Origin of the sequence: Pseudomonas sp. LAP_36, assembly GCF_019456785.1 — a bacterium.
Taxonomy (GTDB): Bacteria; Pseudomonadota; Gammaproteobacteria; order Pseudomonadales; family Pseudomonadaceae; genus Aquipseudomonas; species Aquipseudomonas tritici.
Genome location: NZ_JAHZMS010000002.1, coordinates 430,729 through 450,739 on the forward strand (window position 1 = coordinate 430,729; position 20,011 = coordinate 450,739).

The 20,011-nt window shown below is 60.8% G+C and carries 12 protein-coding genes and 1 pseudogene; 9 read left to right on the top strand and 4 right to left on the bottom strand.

The genetic code is table 11. The features are described from left to right. Positions 1 to 90 precede the first annotated feature (90 nt). Both JBO08_RS07590 and JBO08_RS07595 read left to right on the top strand, forming a co-directional pair. Positions 91 to 771: a GntR family transcriptional regulator gene (locus JBO08_RS07590; protein WP_065872911.1), complete on the top strand. Its 681-nt coding sequence runs from the start codon at positions 91 to 93 to the stop codon at positions 769 to 771. Positions 772 to 1,121: 350 nt separating this feature from the next. Beyond that, positions 1,122 to 3,656 (top strand): ATP-binding protein, encoded by a 2,535-nt coding sequence (locus JBO08_RS07595; protein WP_371914105.1) that lies wholly within the window; start codon positions 1,122 to 1,124, stop codon positions 3,654 to 3,656. 197 nt (positions 3,657 to 3,853) lie between these two features. Here the strand turns inward: JBO08_RS07595 and JBO08_RS07600 are convergent, their stop codons facing one another. Then, positions 3,854 to 4,723 (bottom strand): GyrI-like domain-containing protein, encoded by an 870-nt coding sequence (locus tag JBO08_RS07600; protein WP_220074235.1) that lies wholly within the window; start codon positions 4,721 to 4,723, stop codon positions 3,854 to 3,856. A 517-nt stretch (positions 4,724 to 5,240) separates the two neighbouring features. Between JBO08_RS07600 and JBO08_RS07605 the strand changes: the two genes are divergently transcribed. The 3 genes from JBO08_RS07605 (at position 5,241) to JBO08_RS07615 (ending at position 8,171) form a co-directional block, all read left to right on the top strand. Beyond that, positions 5,241 to 5,801: a cysteine hydrolase family protein gene (locus JBO08_RS07605; RefSeq protein WP_065872908.1), complete on the top strand. Its 561-nt coding sequence runs from the start codon at positions 5,241 to 5,243 to the stop codon at positions 5,799 to 5,801. Then, a complete protein-coding gene (locus JBO08_RS07610) occupies positions 5,798 to 6,880 on the top strand; it encodes an FAD-binding oxidoreductase (protein ID WP_065880620.1) in 1,083 nt (360 codons plus the stop codon). The genes JBO08_RS07605 and JBO08_RS07610 overlap by 4 nt, the downstream gene beginning before the upstream one ends. A 307-nt stretch (positions 6,881 to 7,187) precedes the next feature. After that, positions 7,188 to 8,171, top strand: a complete 984-nt coding sequence (locus tag JBO08_RS07615; protein WP_256548070.1) for an aspartate/glutamate racemase family protein — start codon at positions 7,188 to 7,190, stop codon at positions 8,169 to 8,171. Between the two features lie 56 nt (positions 8,172 to 8,227). Here JBO08_RS07615 and JBO08_RS07620 read toward each other — a convergent pair whose 3' ends face one another. Next, positions 8,228 to 9,727 carry an FAD-dependent oxidoreductase gene (locus JBO08_RS07620; protein WP_220074234.1) on the bottom strand — a complete coding sequence of 500 codons (1,500 nt, stop codon included), beginning with the start codon at positions 9,725 to 9,727 and terminating at the stop codon, positions 8,228 to 8,230. Between the two features lie 49 nt (positions 9,728 to 9,776). Here JBO08_RS07620 and JBO08_RS07625 point away from each other — a divergent pair, with 49 nt between their 5' ends. Continuing rightward, positions 9,777 to 10,274 carry a MarR family winged helix-turn-helix transcriptional regulator gene (locus JBO08_RS07625; protein ID WP_225930634.1) on the top strand — a complete coding sequence of 166 codons (498 nt, stop codon included), beginning with the start codon at positions 9,777 to 9,779 and terminating at the stop codon, positions 10,272 to 10,274. Positions 10,275 to 10,449: 175 nt separating this feature from the next. Here the strand turns inward: JBO08_RS07625 and nirD are convergent, their stop codons facing one another. Beyond that, a complete protein-coding gene (gene nirD / locus JBO08_RS07630) occupies positions 10,450 to 10,791 on the bottom strand; it encodes a nitrite reductase small subunit NirD (RefSeq protein ID WP_065945431.1) in 342 nt (113 codons plus the stop codon). After that, positions 10,791 to 13,331, bottom strand: a complete 2,541-nt coding sequence (nirB, locus tag JBO08_RS07635) for a nitrite reductase large subunit NirB (RefSeq protein WP_220074233.1) — start codon at positions 13,329 to 13,331, stop codon at positions 10,791 to 10,793. The genes nirD and nirB overlap by 1 nt, the downstream gene beginning before the upstream one ends. Positions 13,332 to 13,924: 593 nt before the next feature. Between nirB and JBO08_RS07640 the strand changes: the two genes are divergently transcribed. The 3 genes and pseudogenes from JBO08_RS07640 (at position 13,925) to JBO08_RS28430 (ending at position 19,983) form a co-directional block, all read left to right on the top strand. Further along, positions 13,925 to 17,896, top strand: a complete 3,972-nt coding sequence (locus tag JBO08_RS07640; RefSeq protein ID WP_220074232.1) for a bifunctional nitrate reductase/sulfite reductase flavoprotein subunit alpha — start codon at positions 13,925 to 13,927, stop codon at positions 17,894 to 17,896. A gap of 230 nt (positions 17,897 to 18,126) precedes the next feature. Beyond that, positions 18,127 to 19,128, top strand: a pseudogene (locus JBO08_RS28425) (cache domain-containing protein); the annotation flags it as partial. A gap of 87 nt (positions 19,129 to 19,215) precedes the next feature. Next, positions 19,216 to 19,983, top strand: a complete 768-nt coding sequence (locus tag JBO08_RS28430; protein ID WP_371905347.1) for a methyl-accepting chemotaxis protein — start codon at positions 19,216 to 19,218, stop codon at positions 19,981 to 19,983. Positions 19,984 to 20,011 lie beyond the last annotated feature (28 nt).

Here is a 20,011-nt window from a genome sequence, read left to right on the forward strand (position 1 = left end):
CGGAGCACTCAAGGTTGATTGCTGGTGCCCAGCCGCCCAAACATATTAGAATCAACCCTCAGCCGAGCCCCCACCCTGGTGTTGTATAAAATGATTTTTCCCAGCGCGAACATTGACACCCACTCAGCCAAGCCCTCGGCGGTCGAGGTGCTGGCTGCAAAGCTCAAGGGCAGGATCCTGAACGGTGACTTCGAGCCAGGCGAATTCCTGAGGGACGTCAGAATGGCGGATGAGTACGAGGTGGCACGCAACACGTTCCGCAGCGCGGCTCAATTACTGGTCTCATTCGGCTTGTTGCTGAAGGTGCCTAATCGTGGCTTTTGCATACCCGAATTCGGGCCAAACGACATCGTCGATATCGCCAGGTTGCGCGGGGTTCTTGAAACCGAGGCGGTACGCATGATTATCCTCAGCGGGGAGATTCCGCCCGCCGCGCTGAGCGCCGTGGAAACACTGCGTCGCGCGCCGGCCGATGCACCGCGTTCGGAAATCGTCACCGCAGATGGCGATTTTCACCGGGCAATTATCCATGCGAGCGGCAGCCCGCGACTGCGGCGAAGCTATGCGATGCTGGAAAGCGAGATTGAGCTGCTACTGGTGCTGCAGCAGCCCTGCTATGAAGACCCGAAGGAGATTGTTTCTGATCATGAACACCTGATCGAGTGCCTGCGCAGCAGGGATTTCGAGACCGCGCGCGTCGCGTTCGTCGAGCATTGGGAAGACCTGAGTACAAAGCTGCTACGTGCGCGCTTCGAGCGCCGCAAGTCCTGAGGTTCGCAGCTACCTCGACCTCGGACTGGAGCGCCCTGAGGGGCTCTTTCCATGAGGACCGGCCTCATGACGCAGCCGAAACAAGGCAGTCCCCGCCTGCCTTCGGCCAAGTGCTGCCGATCGTAAACCACCGCTATGGTGATGCCTGATAAGCGATTTTCTGAGAGACTGAAATTCGACAATGGCGAAAAGAGAGTCGCGCTTCAGCCTCTCTTTCCCTCCTTCAATTTGAACCATGCCGCAGAACAGGATTCTGCGGCCGTTGGGAGATACGTTTGCTTAATGATCCCAAGGATCTGGTCGGTGATGACCGTCTGTCTCATGTGCTGAACGCCAGTGAGCGAATGGCCATGGCGGCCTCGGTGGACGAGGTCGTCGCTGTCTTGAGGGACACGGCGCGCGCCGCGGTAGGCGCGGAGGGCATTGCGGTCGTCATCGAAAATGAAGGCCGCTGTTCTTATGTAGCCGAAGACGCAGTTTCCCCCCTTTGGCAAGGCCAGAGCTTCTTAATCGACCACTGTATTTCTGGTTGGGCGATGCGCCACGGTGAGACAGTTGCGATCCGCGACGTTTGGCTCGATCCACGTATCCCGCAGGACGCTTACACGCCCACTTTTGTCCGAAGCCTTGTGATGGTCCCCATTGGTAGACCTGTTCCGATGTCGGCGCTTGGCGCTTACTGGTCGGAGGTTCGCGATCATGATCCCGATACGATCAAGCGGTTGGAAAGCCTGGCGCGACTGGCAACGATCGCTATCGAGAATGCGCGCCTGACCCAGGCACGCAATCGCGGGGCAGCACTAGGCGCCACTCAGAATCGAGTCCTGAAGCTGGCTGTAGAAGTAACAAACCTGAACGTTACTCTGGATGCAATCGTCCGCGAGGTGGAAGCGCTGTCAACGTCGGGATTCGTGGGGAGCATCGTGCTCTTCAATGAGGACAGCGATCATGTGGAGCATTGCGCCGGCCCGAGCCTGCCTGACGCTTACATTGACGCAGTCAAAGCCATTGCCGGCGTCTCGTTCTTGGGCTACCAGAGTGCTTTAGTGGAAGCGGACGACATCATGATCGACCCACGCTGGAGCCCGTTTCGCGACCTGGCCCTCGGACATGGGTTGCTCGTCTGCTGGTCAAGTCCTATCCGATCGGCGCAGGGCGCATTACTCGGTGCGTTCGTCCTCTACCACCGTGAGCTGCGTGAGCCGTTGCCGGCGGATATCGAGATCATCGATTTCGTGGCCCATACGGTCGGGATGACCGTTCACCGTGCACGAGCGGATTCGGTGATCCGTATCAACGAATCCAGGTTGCGCCTTGCTGTTGACCACGCCGATGTGGGTTTCTGGGACGTAGATTTGGTTCATAACACGCTGGTTTGGCCCTCACAAACCAAGGCGATGTTCGGCATCTCGGCTAACGTGACGGTCACGCTGCAAGACTTCTACGATGGTTTGCATCCCGAGGATCGTGACGCGACGATCGATGCCTTCTTAGCGGCCGCTGACCCAAAGCGCCGCGCGCTCTACGAGGTCGACTACCGCACGATTGGCCGAGAGGACGGCATCGTCCGCTGGATCGCGGCCAAGGGGCGCGGGGTGTTCGATGAGGCCGGTATCTGTGTGCGCGTCACCGGCACGGCAGTCGAAATCACCGCTCGCAAGGCTGCCGAGGAGGAACTGAGGGAGCTTAATGAAACCCTTGAAGGGCGAATTGTCCAGGCCATCGTCGAGCGCGAGGAGGTCCAGAAGACGCTGCGTCAGAGCCAGAAGATGGAAGCCATGGGGCAGCTCACCGGCGGCGTCGCTCATGACTTCAATAACTTGCTCACGCCCATCGTAGGCACACTCGATCTGCTCCTGCGCCGTGGCGTGGGTGGCGAACGGGAGCAACGTCTCATCTCGGGCGCGATGCAATCGGCGGAGCGTGCCAAGACGCTAGTACAGAGACTGCTTGCCTTCGCGCGCCGTCAGCCGTTGCAAACGGTTCCGGTCGATGTGGCGAGGTTGCTGAACGATATGGGCGATCTGGTGGCGAGCACGACCGGGCCGAAAATCAAGGTGGTCGTTGATGTTCCGGAGAATCTGCCAGCGGCCATTGCCGATCAGAATCAGTTGGAGATGGCTCTTCTCAATCTCTCCGTCAATGCGCGTGACGCGATGATGGGGGGCGGTACCCTGCGCATTTCTGCCAGCACGGCGCTGGTCGGCGATGGGCATCGTTCAAAGCTGCCGCAAGGTGAATATCTCTGTTTGACTGTCGCAGACACGGGCGTTGGCATGGACGCTGCCACGCTTGGTCGAGCGGTGGAGCCGTTCTTCTCCACTAAGGGTGTCGGCAAAGGGACTGGCTTGGGTCTTTCGATGGTGCATGGGCTGGCATCACAATTGAACGGAGCCCTCACGATTCAGAGTTCGCCAGGTTCCGGAACGAACGTGGAGCTTTGGTTGCCGCGCAGCATGACCGTGGCAGCAGGGGCATTGCGCATTGTCGAGGCATCAGAGCCGCAATTGACACGCGGGATCGCGCTGCTGGTCGACGATGAGGAGCTGGTACGGGCGAGTACCTCTTACATGCTTTGCGAACTGGGTTACGGAGTGATCGAGGCCGGCTCCGGCGAAGAGGCCATGCAGCTGATGGCCAACGGGCAGGCATTTGATCTGCTGATCACGGACCATCTGATGCCGGGTATCAACGGGACCGATTTGGCCAGGATGGTCCGCTCCGCAAGGCCTGAAACCGCGATCCTGCTGGTCTCCGGGTATGCCGAACGTGAAGGGCTGGACCCGGATCTTCCGCGGCTCAACAAGCCGTTTCGCAAAAGCGAACTTGCAACAAGCCTTGCCGTGCTCCGAGGCAAGTGCGAGGACCCTGCGCCAGAATCTTAGGGCTTAATACCCTGACCTTCGCCAGAGTATGGGGTGAACGATGCGCCATTCATCCCAGGCTACAGTCTTACACCTGGCGACGGGATGATGATTGACGCTACGCCTTCACAGCGCCTATTGCTGAGTCGCGACCGTGTTTAGGGTATCGCCTTAGCAATTGGGAGATCACATGCTAGGGTCCAAAGCTAGTTGCTCCGCTATTGCAGCGGAATATACACATCTGTTTGCCATTGATCCTGCGGCGTCTCGGGGTAGGCGCTCAGGTACTGGAAAAACAGCGGCTGGTCGCGAAGCTCCTCCCCACTGGCAGGAAGCCAATCGCGGTAAATGGGATAGATCGTTTCGCCGATGTGTTCCGGTGACCCCGCGTGTCGCACCATGACGCAGCGACCGGCAGGAATGAGGAGTTCGTGCACGCCGAACTCATTAGCCGCCACCGCCTCGTGGATTTCGCCGCAGATTGCGAAGCGGAATGCGTGTGGGGGTGTCGTATCGGGATTGTTAAAGGGAATGCCAAAGGTGCGACTCGACGCCACTGGCGACTGTCCGCTCTGTACACGCCACTCAATGAACCTGCGCACGCTCTCATTGACGAGCCCCGGTGGTCCACGGTGCTCGAGCGCTGCTACCTTGACTTCAGGGAAATCTACAATTCGTACTTGCATGGTGATCGTCCTGGAAAAGTGAGGGATTGCAAATACCGCATTCCAGACTTGCCAGTTAGGTTCCTTCCTGAAAGCACTCGGCGTGGTACCGAATGCCCGCCTGAACGCCCTGCAAAATGCCTCGGGGCTTTCAAAACCGGCATCGAAGGCGGCGCCCAGCACCGAGTGATCAGCGAGGGCGACCAAGCGATGTGCTGCCCGCCGTAGTCGCATCAGTTGCACATAACGTGAAACCGGCACGCCTACGAACGCACTGAATTGTCGATGGAAGTGAAACGTCGAAAAGTTCGCCACCTGGCTTAACGTCCTTACCGACAGGTCGCCTTCGAGATTGGCATCAATGTAGGCGAGTACGGCGTTGAAACGTTTTGTGTAAGCAAAATGGGTCGGCATGTCAGACACTGGAAAAGACTCCTGGAAGTACGGCCGTCAATAGAGTCGACTATAGCGGCGTGAACGCGCCTAGCCGCGTTTGCTAAAGACACGCTTTGGCTTTGCCGGTGCGATCCTCTTCCAAGGCGTTTTAAAGGGCGGAGCGGTTCAATAATGAAAAGGATCAAGCGGGCGTACCGACGCAGTGGTGCCGTACGCCGAGGCTCAGTTAAAGCTGCCCAGATAGGTCATGCTTGCCGTGTTCTGCGGCAAGAGTTCTACGAAATCCGAGTCCATGTAGAACTCAAGTTCCTCCGCCAGCCGCCAGGTTGGATTGTGCTGTTCGCCTGTTGTAGATACGAGACTGCCTGTTGATAGCGCGCCTCACCGCGAGGGTCTATTTGAAACGTGTCGGCCATGCACAATTGAGGTAGCAGACACGACTACTTCCTGCCCCTGACGCTGTAGAGAATACTACGAACAAATCGCTGTCTGGATGCCCACATTGGCTGTTATGTTTCGAACCTCACGAGTAAAGGGACGTGTCATGGAACCGCCAGCAACCAACGCTGCACTGCTGATCATCGATATGCAGCAAGGCATGAACCAGCCGAAGCTGGGGCGTCGCAATAACCTCGACGCCGAAGTGCAGATACAGCGTTTGTTGAGCGCGTGGCGGCAATCCAACCGTCCCGTCGTCCACATCCGGCACATTTCCCGCTCACCCGACTCGGTATTCTGGCCGGGCCAGCCGGGCTGTGAGTTCCAGCCCGCGCTGCAACCGCTGGCGCATGAGCATGTGGTGGAGAAGAACGTTCCGGATGCCTTCACGGCTACGGGGCTGGAGCGCTGGCTGCATGCACGCTCGATCCGGCAGTTGGTGATCGTCGGCGTTATCACCAACAATTCCGTCGAAGCCACGGCGCGCTCCGGCGGCAACCTGGGTTTTGCTGTGAGCGTGGTGGCGGATGCTTGTTATACGTTTGATCAGACTGATTTATCCGGACGGCTGTGGCCGGCGGAGGATGTGCATGCGTTGTCGCTGAGTAACCTGGCGATGGACTATGCCAAGGTTGTGGACGCCTCCGTAATCCTGGGCGGGCTATGAATAGGGATAACGCTACCGGCAAGCGAGTGGTGGTGATAGGCGCGGGTATCGTTGGCGCCTCGTTGGCTTATCATTTGGCGAGCAAAGGCGCCAATGTCACCCTCGTTGAAGCGCAAGACATTGCGTCGGGCGTGACGGCGACTTCATTCGCCTGGCTCAACACTTCACGCGCGGCACCTGACCCGATCGCCCTCCTGCGCGGCGCAGCCATCGGCGATTACCACCGTTTGGAAAAGGAACTGCCCGAGCTGAAGATCCAATGGACAGGTGCGCTGTGTTACGGCGCAGGCACCGATGAAGCGCTGCATAGTTCGAGTCATGCGTCCACGGCAACGCAGGTGACAGGTTCGCAGATACTCGAACTCGAGCCGCAGTTGAAAAATCCCCCTGCCCAGGCTTTGTTCAAAGCCGAGGAAGGCGCGTTGGACGCAGTACAAGCAACCCACGCGCTGGTGGCAGCAGCCAAGGACCGTGGCGCGACGGTGCTGACGCAGACTCGGGTAGTCGCCTTCAGAACCGTCAGCGACCAAGTGACCGGTGTTGAAACCCCATTGGGAACCTTGGACGCCGACGTGGTCGTGCTTGCCGCGGGAACCGGCATAAAGGCACTGACTGGCATGTTGGGCACACCCCTTCCGGTGGAAGCCTCGCCGTCTATTTTTATTCGCTATGTGGCGCAACCTGGCGCCGTACGTACCCTGATTGCCAACGCCGACATGGAGGTGCGGCAAACTGCCGATGGCACGCTATTGGCGGCGGAAGACTATCGGGACGACGCGGCGCAGAACCACCCGTCAGTGATCGCACGGCAAACGGCCAGAGTCATCGAAAACCAACTCAGCGGGCTCGGTTCGCTGGCGCCACAACTAGCCTGCGTGGGGCTTCGTCCTGTCCCATTGGATGGCATCCCGATCATCGGCTACCTGCCAAGCGTCGGCGGTGTCTACGTGTGTGCCATGCACCCCGGTGTGGTGCTGGCGGCCGTAGTGGGTCGGCTGGCCAGTGAGGAGATCATCGACGGCAGGCCTTGCACTGCACTTGATCCTTGCCGTCCCGAGCGTTTTTTTCACACCCAGTAGGCGCAGGTCTGGGGACTCACGCGTCCTGAAGCATTTCAAGCCGCGACTCCGGGCATAGCGTTTCTTGTGTTGAGCTGCGAAGCGGCCCCAAAAAAGCCGCCGAGTTTCTTCAAGTAAAGCGCGATGCCAGGACTTAGGGTCGCTTCGCGGCCCAGCGCGGGGCAAGCCCGCTCACTACAAGGAGATTTTTCAGCCTTTGAAAGTTGTGTAGGTACCCTTGGCCGTCACAGGTCAGACCGTCTGGCTTGTGCGACCATTACCGCCGGATAAAACCGTAAGCCCAGTTATGAACAGGATGCACCGCCCCATGCCCTCGCACTATTCAATCAAGATCACACCGGCATGCCTGCTACCCGATTTCCATAGCATCGCCGAACATCTGTGGGGAGCCGGCTGTAACATCGACTCTGACGGTGATTGCAGTACGCCCGAGGATCGACACTGGACAGAGTTGACGCTAATACTGCGCAGTTACCCAAACGAGCGGATTGATATTGACCCGGTCTCGACTGCCCCTCTGACGCTGGATATCCGCTCCTCCAACGCAGACCTCTGTCAGCGCGCCGCCGATTTCATCCTGTCTGTTTCTGGAGGCTTTGTGACTCACCTCGGTAGGGCAACGATCGCCAAGGCAAACCTTTTTCGAATAGCCTGCCTTCACACCGCCGCCAGCAATATCAGCGTGTTTGACGCGGCCGCAAAGGCGTTGGGTATCGAGCCTGACGTGCTGCACCATGAAGTGCGTCCAGACCTCTTGGCGGCAGCGGAACAGGCAGGCCACCTGACGGCGGACATTGTCGCGTCAACCGCCTCCGCGCTGCTTGCCCTGGCCAGGCGAGCCGACGCCGTGGTGCTCACCTGCTCGACCTTGGGCCCAGCGGTTGAACACATTCCCTCCCACATTCAAGTACCCATTCTCAGAGCAGATGAAGCGCTCGCAATTGCAGCGGTCAACGCTGGCGGAAAAATCGTCGTGTTGTGCGCCGTGGAGACAACCCTCGAACCCACCTCGCGCATTTTCCACCAGGCCACGCAGCACTCCACTGCATCCGTACAGGTGCAGTGGGTCCCGAGCGCCTGGGAGCTGTTCAAGGCGGGCAACATCGACGCTTATCTGGCAGCCACCGCGCAGGCGGCAGACCGCGCCTATGTTGAAGGGGCAAGCATCGTTGCGCTGGGGCAGGCTTCAATGAGCGCGGCGGCGTTGCTTGTCACTGCTGGGCCAACACCGCTTACCAGCGCAGCCACAGGCCTGACGGCGGCGATGGAAGCATTGCGCAAGCGGGGTTGACCCTACTGACACCTATAGCTGCGGGTACGATTGAACATGCAACTAGCCCCGCGCCGTCACGGGTTCAATGGCAGTCCTACCCTAGCCAGGTAGGCTTCCAAACGCTCAAGGTCGTCTGAGGAAACAATCGCCCCGATATACCCGTCGGGGCGCACTAACACCCATTCGCCGATGGCCAATTTATAAGCGTTTTGGAAATGCCCCTGCTCGTCAATCACACCGCCGTCCAACCCGAACACATGGATGTGCAATCCCGGCCGAGGCGGCACCGCACCACGCGCCACGCCATAGCCCAGCAACGTCCACTGCACGCCCCGGAAAAGATCGAACAGCCGCAAGGGCTGGCCAGCCGCGCCACGTATCGGCGCATCCGGCGCCCGGTCGCCCGCTGAAACGCCGCGGCGTTCGGAATGTTCCAACGCCAGCGAGGACTGCGGGTAGCCGATATCCAACTGGTGCACTTCCCTACCCCGCCGCAGGTCGCCATTCTTCATCTCTGCGAGCAATTGGGTCGACAGCCCAAGTACGGATGCAGCAATCGGCCGGCGCTCCACCTCGTAGGTGTCGAGCAACCCTTCAGCCGCGCCCTGCACCACCGCCGCCAGCTTCCAGCCGAGGTTGTAGGCGTCCTGCACACTGGTATTGAGGCCCTGGCCACCGGTAGGCGGATGGATGTGGGCGGCGTCACCCACCAGCAACACCCGACCTGCGCGGTATCGGTCGGCCAATCGCGCATTCATGGTGTAGGCCGATGCCCAGGACACGGAATGCACGTGGATATCGTCGCGCCCGGTGCGTTCGGCAATGATGGCCGTAAGCCCTTCGGCGCTGAAGTCGATGTCGACATCGGCGGGGATCGGCCCCTGGATCTGGAACAGGTCGGTGCCGGCCAATGGGCATACGGCAATCTGGCGCTGCTGATCACCGTCGCCAAAGCGGTGCCATGCATCACGCGTAAGGCCGGTCAGCACCACATCCGCTACCAGGGCGCGTACGCCAAGGGTCTTGCCGGGGAATCCGATAGCCAGCGCATGCCGCACAAAACTGCGACCGCTATCGGCCCCCACCAGCCAACGCGCACGAACGCTGTCGTCGCCCGACTTGCTCACAAGCTGTGCGGTAACGCCCTCGGCATCCTGCTCGAACCCGACCAACTCACACCCAAACTCAGGCTGGTGGCCCAGTTCGAACAGGCGCTCGCGCATCACACGCTCGGTCAAAAACTGCGGCACCATCAACGGTTGTTGATAGGGCTCGGCCGGTGTCGGGGCTTTATGCGCCACTAAATCGGCTTCGCTGTAGCTGCCATCGTCGCGGTAGCGCCGGTCAGTCGGATAGACTCCCCCCACGGCCACTAGGCGGTTGAGAATCCCCAGGTCTTCGAAGACTTCCAGGGACCTTGGCTGGATACCCTTGCCGCGAGAGCCATGGAACGGCTGGGTGCTTTTTTCGATCAGGCGGAAGGTGATACCCCTTCTTGCTAGGTCAATTGCCAGGGTCAGGCCGGCGGCACCGGCACCGCAAATCAGTACATCGACAGCGAATTGCGCTTTCATATGGAACACCTATATGTGCAATACACACATATTAAGAGAGGCCAACACCGTGTCAATTAAAAATGTGCAAAACGCACATATATCCGCCCAACTGCGCGACCTGCATGGTTCACTCGTGGAAATCATGGGCGTGATGAACCGCCCGCAACGCGACGAAGCCATGGTGCGCGAGGCCGGGATTTCCCTGGACCGCGCACTGTTTCCGCTACTGGTGCTGGTGGAGCGGCTGGGCCCGATTGGCGTGGTCGAACTGGCCGACCGCGTAGGCCGTGACTACACCACCGTGAGCCGGCAGGTGGCGAAACTGGAAAGCCTCGGCCTGATCCTGCGCCAAGAGAGCACGCTTGATCGACGCGTGCGCGAGTCGGTGATCACTGAGAAAGGCAAGGTCATGACCGACCGCGTGGACGAAGCGCGCGAGAAGATCGGCGTGTCGATCTTCTCCACGTGGGACGAAGGCGACTTCGACAACTTGGTGCGGCTGATGCGCAAGTTTGCCGAGGACATCAAGGATGACTCGGTGCGTGCAACGAAGGATATCTCCTGAGGCCACACATTGCTTTGATCGGGTTCAGTCAAGGAATGCTGTCTTCAAAACAGAGCAGGACGATGTGGGAGTTGTCGAGCCCTGGCGAGGCTGCGATGCAGACGCTGCGGTTCAGCAGGTACACCGAGGTGACCCCATCGCAGCCTCGCAGGAGCTCGACAGCTCCCACCGTTGCTCAACCTACCCCCACCTCCACCACCCCACCGTTGAGCCGCACCGGCCACACGCGCAGGCGCTGGTTTGGCTCTTCCAGGCATTGCCCATCCTGCAGGCGGTAATGCTGCTTGTAGATCGGCGCAGCCACCACCAAGTCGCCCTTGATACTGCCGATCAAACCACGACCGATCACATTCGCGCCCGATTCCGGGTCGTGGTTGTCAATGGCATACAGCGTCTGGTCTTGCGCATCCGGCAGGTAGAACAGCGCCACTTGCGCGCCGTCCAACCACACCACCACGCCGGAGTTGGTCACCAGGTCTTGCTCGTTGCACACGGTTTTCCAGACGGGTTGGCTCATCACGCAATCTCCTCGATGACCGGAATCAGGTTGAGTTCAGCGGCCATAATCGGCCGGCGCTGGCCGCGTTCCTGAACAAAGTGAATGTCCGGGTCCGGGCGTTTGTCGTTGACGAAGGTGCGGAAGCGCTTGAGTTTCTCCGGGTCCGCGAGCGCGTTGGCCCACTCGCATTCGTAGCGGTCGACCACCAGTTGCATCTGCGCTTCGAGCTCAGCGCCCAGGCCCAGGCTGTCTTCAAGGATCACATCCTTGAGGAAATCCAGGCCGCCTTCGAGGCTTTCGCGCCATACCGAAGTGCGCTGCAATTTGTCGGCGGTGCGGATGTAGAACATCAGGAAACGGTCGATGTAGCGGATCAGCGTGGCATCGTCCAAGTCAGTGGCGAACAGCTCTGCATGGCGTGGACGCATACCACCGTTGCCAGCGATGTAGAGGTTCCAGCCCTTCTCGGTGGCGATCACGCCGACGTCCTTGCTCTGGGCTTCGGCGCATTCTCGCGTGCAGCCGGATACCGCGAACTTAAGCTTGTGCGGCGAGCGCAGGCCTTTGTAGCGATCCTCGATCAGCAGCGCCATTTTCACGCTGTCCTGCACGCCGTAGCGGCACCAGGTGCTGCCCACGCAGGACTTCACCGTACGCGTGGACTTGCCATAGGCATGCCCGGTTTCAAAGCCGGCGGCAATCAGTTCACCCCAAATGTCCGGCAGTTCGTGCAGCTGCGCGCCAAACAGGTCGATGCGCTGGCCGCCGGTGATCTTGGTGTAGAGGTCGTATTTCTTCGCCACTTCGCCAATCACAATGAGTTTTTCTGCAGTGATCTCCCCCCCCGGGATGCGTGGTACCACCGAGTAGGTGCCGTTCTTCTGCATGTTGGCCATGAATGTATCGTTGGTGTCCTGCAACGGCACCAGGGACGCGTCCATGATGGGTTGGTTCCAGCACGACGCCAGGATCGAGCCGACTGCCGGCTTGCACACATCGCAACCGGTGTGGCCACGGCCGTGTTTGGCGAGCAGTTCGTCAAACGTGATGATGCCTTCCACACGCACCAAGGCGTACAGCTCCTGGCGGGTGTAGGCGAAGTGTTCGCACAGGCTTTTGTCGACGCTGACGCCACGGGCGATCAGCTCATGCTCGAACACCTGCTTGAGCAACCCGGCGCAGCCGCCGCAACCGGTGCAGGCCTTGGTCTGGGCTTTAAGCAGGCCGAGGTCGCTGCAGCCGCCGTCGATGGCTGAGCAGATCGACCCTTTGGTCACGTTGTGGCAGGAGCACACGGTGGCCGATTCCGGCAATGCGCCGGGGCCCAGGGTCGGTGCGCCGCTGGACGATGGCAAGATCAGGCTGGCCGGCTCGGACGGCAGTGCAATGCTGTTCTGCATGTATTGCAGCAGGGTGTCGTAGTAGCTGTTATCGCCCACCAGTACAGCACCAATCACATGCTTGCCCGAAGCATCCACCACCAGGCGCCGGTAACTGGCGCTGGCTTCGTCGATAAACTGGTAGCTGCGTGCGCCGGGCGTGTGGGCATGGGCATCGCCGATGGAACCCACGTCCACACCGAGCAACTTGAGTTTGGTCGACATGTCGGCGCCCACAAACGGCTCGGCGGTTTGCTCGCAGAGCAGCGCAGCAACGCCTCGGGCCATCTGATAGCCCGGCGCGACGAGGCCGAACAGACTGCCGTTCCAGGACGCGCACTCGCCAATCGCGTAGATATTCGGGTCGATGCTCAGGCATTCATCGTTGATCACCACGCCGCCGCGCGGGCCGATTTCCAGGCCAGCCTGGCGCGCCAGCGCGTCCTGGGCACGGATGCCAGCGGAGAACACGATCAGGTCGGTTTCCAGGAATTCGTCGTTGGCAAAGTTCATGCGGTAGCGATACTCCGCGCCCGCGCTGATCGACTGGGTAGCACGGGACAGGTGCACACCGACGCCCAGCCGCTCGATCTGCGCCTTGAGCGCGAGGCCGCCAAAATCGTCGAGTTGCACCGGCATCAAGCGCGGCGCGAACTCCACTACGTGCGCTTCAAGCCCCAGGCTTTTCAGCGCGTTGGCGGCTTCCAGACCGAGCAGGCCGCCGCCCACTACCACGCCGCGCCGCGCATTGGCGGCCGCCTTGCGAATCGCATCCAGGTCCTCAAGCGTGCGATACACCAGCCGCGAATCGCCTTCAGCGCCTTCGATGGGCGGCACAAATGGATAGGAACCGGTGGCCAACACCAGCTTGTCATAGGCCACGCAGCCGTCGGCGGTGATCACCTCGCAGCGGGCGCGGTCGATCTCCAATACAGGCACGCCCAGGTGCAAGGTCACGCCCGGGGTCTGGTACAGCGAGGCTTCGGACAGTGCCAGCGACTCGGCATCGCGGCCGGTGAAATATTCGGACAGATGCACCCGGTCATAGGCGCGCATCGGCTCCTCGCTGAACACATGCAAACGGTAGTGATCCAGCGCGCCGCGTTCGATCAGTTGCGCCACACAATGGTGACCGACCATGCCATTGCCGACGACGATCAGGGTTTTGAGACTGTTCATATAAATCACCCGACAAAGCTCATCACGGTTTAAAAAAGCAAAAAAAAACGCCTGAAACCTTGCGGTTCCAGGCGTCTTTGCCTGTTCTTATGCGGGTTCGGATCGGGCGACTGCGCCGGATTTACCGCTATTGCCCAAGGATGTCGATCGTCGTTGACCGAGGTGGGTTGAGGGGGGAGCTTGCAGGGTCTGTGCCAAATAGTCGGACAGCCTAATGCACTGGCCCCTGGCATCAGCTAACTGCGCCGAACACCTCGCTCAGCGCCTCTCACTGGTGCGCCACGCTTCATAAATGTGCACTCCGACCGCTTTTGTAGTGAGCGGGCTTGCCCCGCGCTGGGTGGTAAAGCCGCCCCCAGTAGAGACACCGCCGATATCCAGCTAGAACTAGGTCGCCTGGTTTGGGGCGGCTGCGCCACCCAGCGCGGGGCAAGCCCGCTCACTACAGCCAGATGAAAAACCTGGCGCGTGACTTGCTAGGAATACTTCAACCAGGCAATCAACGCTGATTGCTCTCTCACGACAAAGGCGCCGTGTAATCCCCGTTTTCAACGGAGGGTTACAAGGCGCCTTTTTTGTTTACGGGGTTACGGATGGCAAACCAAAACGTGCGCAGCGTGTGCCCTTATTGTGGCGTGGGCTGCGGCATCGTCATGCAGGTCGAGCACAACAAAGTGGTCAAGGTGATCGGCGACAAGGCCCACCCCACCAACTTCGGCCGCCTGTGCACCAAAGGCACCACCTGCGGCCAAGCCATCGCCGACTCCGGCCGCATGGAAAATGCCTACGTGCGCCAGGCACGCGATCACGACCCGGTGCGCATTGCCATGGATAAGGCCATCAGCGAAACCGCCGCCCGCTTGCGCCACACCCTCGATACCCACGGGCCGGATGCGCTGGCCTTCTACGTGTCGGGCCAGATGTCGCTGGAATCCCAATACCTGATCAACAAATTGGCCAAGGGCTTCGTGCGTACCCCCAACATCGAATCCAACTCGCGCCTGTGCATGGCCAGCGCGGGCAGCGGCTACAAACTGTCGCTTGGCTCCGACGGGCCACCGGGTTCCTATGAGGACTTCGACCGTGCCGAGCTGTTCTTCGTGATCGGCGCGAACATGGCCGACTGCCACCCGATTCTGTTCCTGCGCATGATGGACCGGGTCAAGGCCGGCGCGAAGCTGATCGTGGTCGACCCCCGACGCAGTGCCACGGCGGACAAGGCCCACCTGTTCCTGCCGATAGCGCCCGGCACCGACCTCGCCTTGCTCAATGGCCTGTTGCACCTGCTGGTCAAGAACGGCCACACCGACCCAGCCTTTATCGCGGCCTTCACCGAGGGCTGGGAGGCGATGCCCGCGTTTCTGGAGGATTACTCGCCAGACCGGGTCGCAGCCATAACCGGCCTTGCCGAAGCCGATATCCGCCAAGCCGCCGACTGGATCGGCCAGGCTGCCGAGTGGATGAGTTGCTGGACCATGGGCCTCAACCAGAGCACCCACGGCACCTGGAACACCAATGCCCTGTGCAATCTGCACCTGGCCACGGGTGCCATCTGCCGCCCGGGCAGCGGACCGTTTTCCCTGACCGGGCAACCCAACGCCATGGGCGGGCGCGAAATGGGCTACATGGGCCCCGGCCTGCCAGGGCAACGCTCGGTGCTGGTCGAGGCCGACCGCGCCTTTATCGAGGACCTGTGGCAAATCCCCCACGACAGCCTGCCGCGCCAGGCCGGCGGCGGCACCGTGGCGATGTTCGAGCAGATGGCGGCTGGGCAGATCAAAGCCTGCTGGATTATCTGCACCAACCCGGTGGCCAGCGTGCCCAACCGGCAAACCGTCATCAAAGGCCTGCAAACCGCCGAGCTGGTGATCACTCAGGACGCCTTCCTCGACACCGAGACCAACCGCTACGCCGACATCCTTTTGCCTGGCGCGCTGTGGGCCGAGGCCGAAGGGGTAATGATCAACTCCGAGCGCAACCTGACCCTGATGCAAAAAGCCGTCGAGCCCCCCGGCGAGGCCCTGCCCGACTGGCAGATCATCGCCAGGGTCGCGTGTGAGATGGGCTTCGCCGAGGCCTTCACCTATGCGTCCGCCGCCGACGTCTTTGAAGAGATCAAACGCGCCTGGAACCCCAAGACCGGCTATGACATTCGTGGCGCGAGCTACCCGCGCCTGCGTGACAAGCCGCTGCAATGGCCCTGCGCATCAGACGATGCGGCAGACCGTAACCCGATCCGCTACGTGAAGGGCGGCACACTCACTTTCGCCACTGAAAACGACAAAGCCCAGTTCCTCGCCCGTCCCCATATGCCGCCAGCGGAAATGCCAGATGAGGCGTTTCCCTTCGTGCTGAACACCGGCCGCGTGCAGCACCAATGGCACACGCTGACCAAGACCGGCAAGGTCGCCACGTTGAACAAACTCAACCCCGGGCCCTTCGTGGAACTACATCCCGAAGACGCCGCCCGCCTGGGTATCAAGGACAAGGACCGGGTTGAAATACGCTCACAACGTGGCCGCGCCGTACTGCCTGCCGTGGTCACCGACCGTGTGCGGCCGGGCAACTGCTTTGCGCCGTTTCATTGGAACGATGTGTTTGGTGAAAACTTGGCGATCAACGCCGTGACCCATGACGCCGTGGACCCGATTTCGCTTCAGCCGGCGTTCAAGTTCTGCGCCGTCGCCCTGGCCCGGGTCGAACTGATCGATCACCAGTTTCTGGACCTCCACGCTCCCGAACCAGAGGACAGCACCTTGTCGCGCCTTAACGCCTTCGCCGACATCGTCGGCATCCGTCATCTATCGCCGCCGCCATTGAGCGACAGTGAGCGCACCTATCTCGCCGGGTTCCTCAGTGGCCTGCAATCCGCCGCGCGCCAGGCTGGCGGTGTACCGACGATGCCGGCGAATGCGCCATTGGCAAGGGAATCCAGGCTGTGGCTGGACGGCCTGCTTGGCGGTTTGTTCAGTCGTGCAGACGCCATCGCAGCGCCCTCCCCGGCAGTCACCCTGCTGTGGGCGTCGCAAACCGGCAACGCCGAAGCCTTGGCCGAGCGTTTTGCCAAACGCCTGCGGGACGCTGGAATCACGGTGGAACTGAGCGCGATGGCGGACTTCCCCGCGAGCAAACTGGCGAGCACTCACACCCTCGCGCTGATCAGCAGCACTTTTGGCGACGGCGACCCACCGGACAACGGCGAAGGTTTCTGGCACAGCCTCAGCACCGCTGAAATGCGCCTGGAATCCCTGCGCTTTGCGGTGCTGGCCCTGGGCGATCCCAATTACGACCAGTTCTGCAACCACGGCAAGCGACTCGACCAGCGCTTGCTGGAATTGGGCGCCACCCGCCTGCTGGAGCGTGTCGACTGCGACACCGAATTCGAGGAACGCGCCGATGCCTGGCTGGTGCGGTTCCAACACACCCTCAATCCGGCAAAGCCCGTAGCGCCGGCCACGCCAGCCGGTAAAACCAAGCTGTATGGGTCAAGGCTGCTGCTCAACCGGCACCTGAACCCTCACAGTGCCCACAAGGAAACCCGCCAGTTTGCCTTGGACCTGGCTGACTCCGGGCTCACCTATGAAGCCGGTGATGCCCTCGGGGTACGGCCGCGCAACTGCCCTGAACTGGTCAGCGAACTGCTCGACCTCACCCGCCTGAGTGCGAGCACTTGCGTGAACATCGATACCTTCGGTGATGTGCCGCTGCAACAGGCGCTCACCCAGCACTTCGAAATCGCCCGGCCGAGCAGCGACACCTTGGCCTTCATCGCCGAGCGCAGCGCCAACCCAGGCCTCAAACACTTGCTCAACCCCGAGCATAAGGCCGAACTGAATGACTGGCTGTGGGGCCGGCAACTGGCGGACGTGCTGCAGGCATACCCGATCGATTGCTCCGCGGACGAACTGCTGGGCACCCTCAAGCGCCTGCAGCCACGCTTGTATTCGATTGCCTCGAGTGCCAAGGCTTACCCACAGGAAGTGCACCTCACGGTGGCCGCCGTGCGCTATGGAAAGCGCAAAGGCGTGTCCTCGACCTTCCTCGCCGACCGCGCGGGCGACGCTGAAGTGCCGTTGTTCGTGCAGCCGTCCAAACACTTCCGCACACCCAGCGATGGCGACGTGCCGATGATCATGATCGGGCCAGGCACCGGCGTCGCGCCGTTCCGCGCGTTTTTGCAGGAACGCCGCGCCTTGGTGCATCAGGGCCGTAATTGGCTGTTTTTTGGCGAACAGCACGCGGCCAGCGATTTCTACTACCAGGACGAACTGCAAGGCATGCAACGCGACGGCTTGCTCACTCACTTGAGCCTGGCGTTCTCCCGCGACCAGCCGCAGAAGGTCTACGTGCAGGACCGCATCCGCGAACAGGGCGCCGAGCTCTGGCGATGGCTGCAGGACGGCGCCAAGCTGTACATCTGCGGCGACGCCAGCCATATGGCCAAAGACGTCGACCAGGCGCTGCGTCAGGTCGCGCAAACCCACGGAGGACTTGGCGTGGAAGCCGCCGTGGATTACTGGCGGCAGTTGAGTGAACAGAAGCGTTATCTGCGTGATGTGTATTGATTGGATACAGAACAATAAGCAATTTGTATTGTGTACAAAAAACCCTAAAGTTTTATCGCAGCCGGGCCGAAACATCAGTGATAGCAAATCGCCGCGCTTCTTTGATGGAGACGACGATTTGGCCGCCCTCTACGCTGATGGTCGTGTCGATGAAAATAAAAAATAAGCTGGTACTGGCATTCGTCTCTGTTGCGTTTATACCGGTAAGCCTGGTGGCTGTGATCTCGGTCATGAACACGCGGACCCAGGCGGTGGATCAGTTTATCGATGGCAGCACCCGGGAGATCCGTCAGATTGATGGCAATATCCGCCAGTTCTTCGACGGCACCCTGCAGAACGTCGATCAAATGGCCACCGATCCTGTATACACATCAGTTAACACGCTGAAAAACTACCAGCCCGCCGACGCGGCCAGCCAGCCCATGCCGGCCGAGGCGCAAGCCGTCATCGACCGATTCGCGCGCTTTGGCGCCACGCACCCAGCGGCGGCGATCCTGTCCATCGGCCTGGAAGACGGCACCTATGCCAAGTGGCCGGATGACCCGCAACTGGCCAAGTACGACCCGCGCACGCGCCCCTGGTACAAAGCGGCCATGGCCAGCCCCGGCAAGACCGTCCGTACGCCCGCCTACTATTACGACAAAGACGATGTGGCATTGGTCGGCACCGCACGGGCGCTGTTGGATAACGGCAAAGCCAAGGGCGTGTTTGTAGTCAGCGTCTCATTGAAAAACCTCACCGAGCTGGTCAAGAGCATCAAGCTGGGTGAAAGCGGCTACGTGATGCTGATCGAAGACGGCGTGGTGCTGGTTGACCCGCGCGACGCCGCCCACAGCTTCAAACCGCTCAAAGACCTGGGCGCCGCCTATGCGCAACTCGCCAACACACCGCAAGGCTCCACCGAAGTGGTCATCGACGGCGTGCGCTACATGGCCAACGTGTGGACCTCCCCCAGCCTTGGCTGGCGCTACATCGGGTTGATCGAGCAGCGTGAAGTCATGGCTGAAGCCACGCGCATGACCTACCTCACCGCGATCATCGTCGGCGTGCTGGTACTGATCTTCGGATTGATTGCCGCAGCGTTTTCCAAGGTCATCGTCAAGCCCATCGGCCAGGTCAGCACGGGCTTGCAGTCCATCGCCGAGGGTGAAGGTGACTTGCGCCACGAACTGCAGGTGCAGGGCAAGGATGAAACCGCCGAACTGGCCGGTTGGTTCAACAAGTTTCTCGCGGCGATTCGCCAACTGATCCAGCATATCGGCGCCGCTTCCGCCAATCTGCAGAACGCCTCCAAGGTCAACAGCGAAGTCGCGCACAACATGAACGAAGCTGCGGGCCGGCAACGTGAGGCGGTTGAATTGGTGTCCACCGCGTTCAACGAAATGGTCGCCACCGCCAACGAAGTCGCGCGCTCATGCAGCGGCGCCGCGGAGTCCGCCGAAAACGGGCACCGTCGCGTGGCAGAGGGCAAGCAGCAGATCGAGGTCACGACCGATAACGTCAACCGCTTGGGCCGCCGTCTCACCGAGTCGTCCCAAGCCATGGTTGAACTGGAGGCCGGCAGCCGCAGCATCAACCAGATCCTCGGCACCATTCGCGCGATTGCCGAACAAACCAACCTCTTGGCGCTCAACGCTGCCATCGAAGCCGCCCGCGCCGGTGATCAAGGCCGTGGTTTTGCCGTGGTGGCCGATGAAGTGCGCGCACTGGCCAAGCGCACGTCAGACTCCACCGGCGAAATCGAGCAACTGCTCGGCACCCTGGAAAACAAGACCCAGGAGGTCACGCAAAAGATGGGCAGTTGCCTGGACCTGTCGCGGGCCAGCGTGTCGTCCATCGAAAGCGCACGGGACAGCTTCGAAGGCATTCAACTGTCAGTGAACGAAATCCGCGACCAGAACCTGCAGATCTCCGCCGCCGCCGAGGAACAACACAGCGTGGCCGAAGAGATCAACCGGCATATCCAGCAGATCTACGACGAGGCCCGACTGGTAGAAAGCCTGGCCAACTCGGCGCAGGACGATTCGGGGCGGTTGTCCAACCTTTCGGATGAGTTGAATGGGTTGGTGGGACGGTTCAAGTCGTAGGATCCGTGGGCCTCGGTTGTACCTGCGA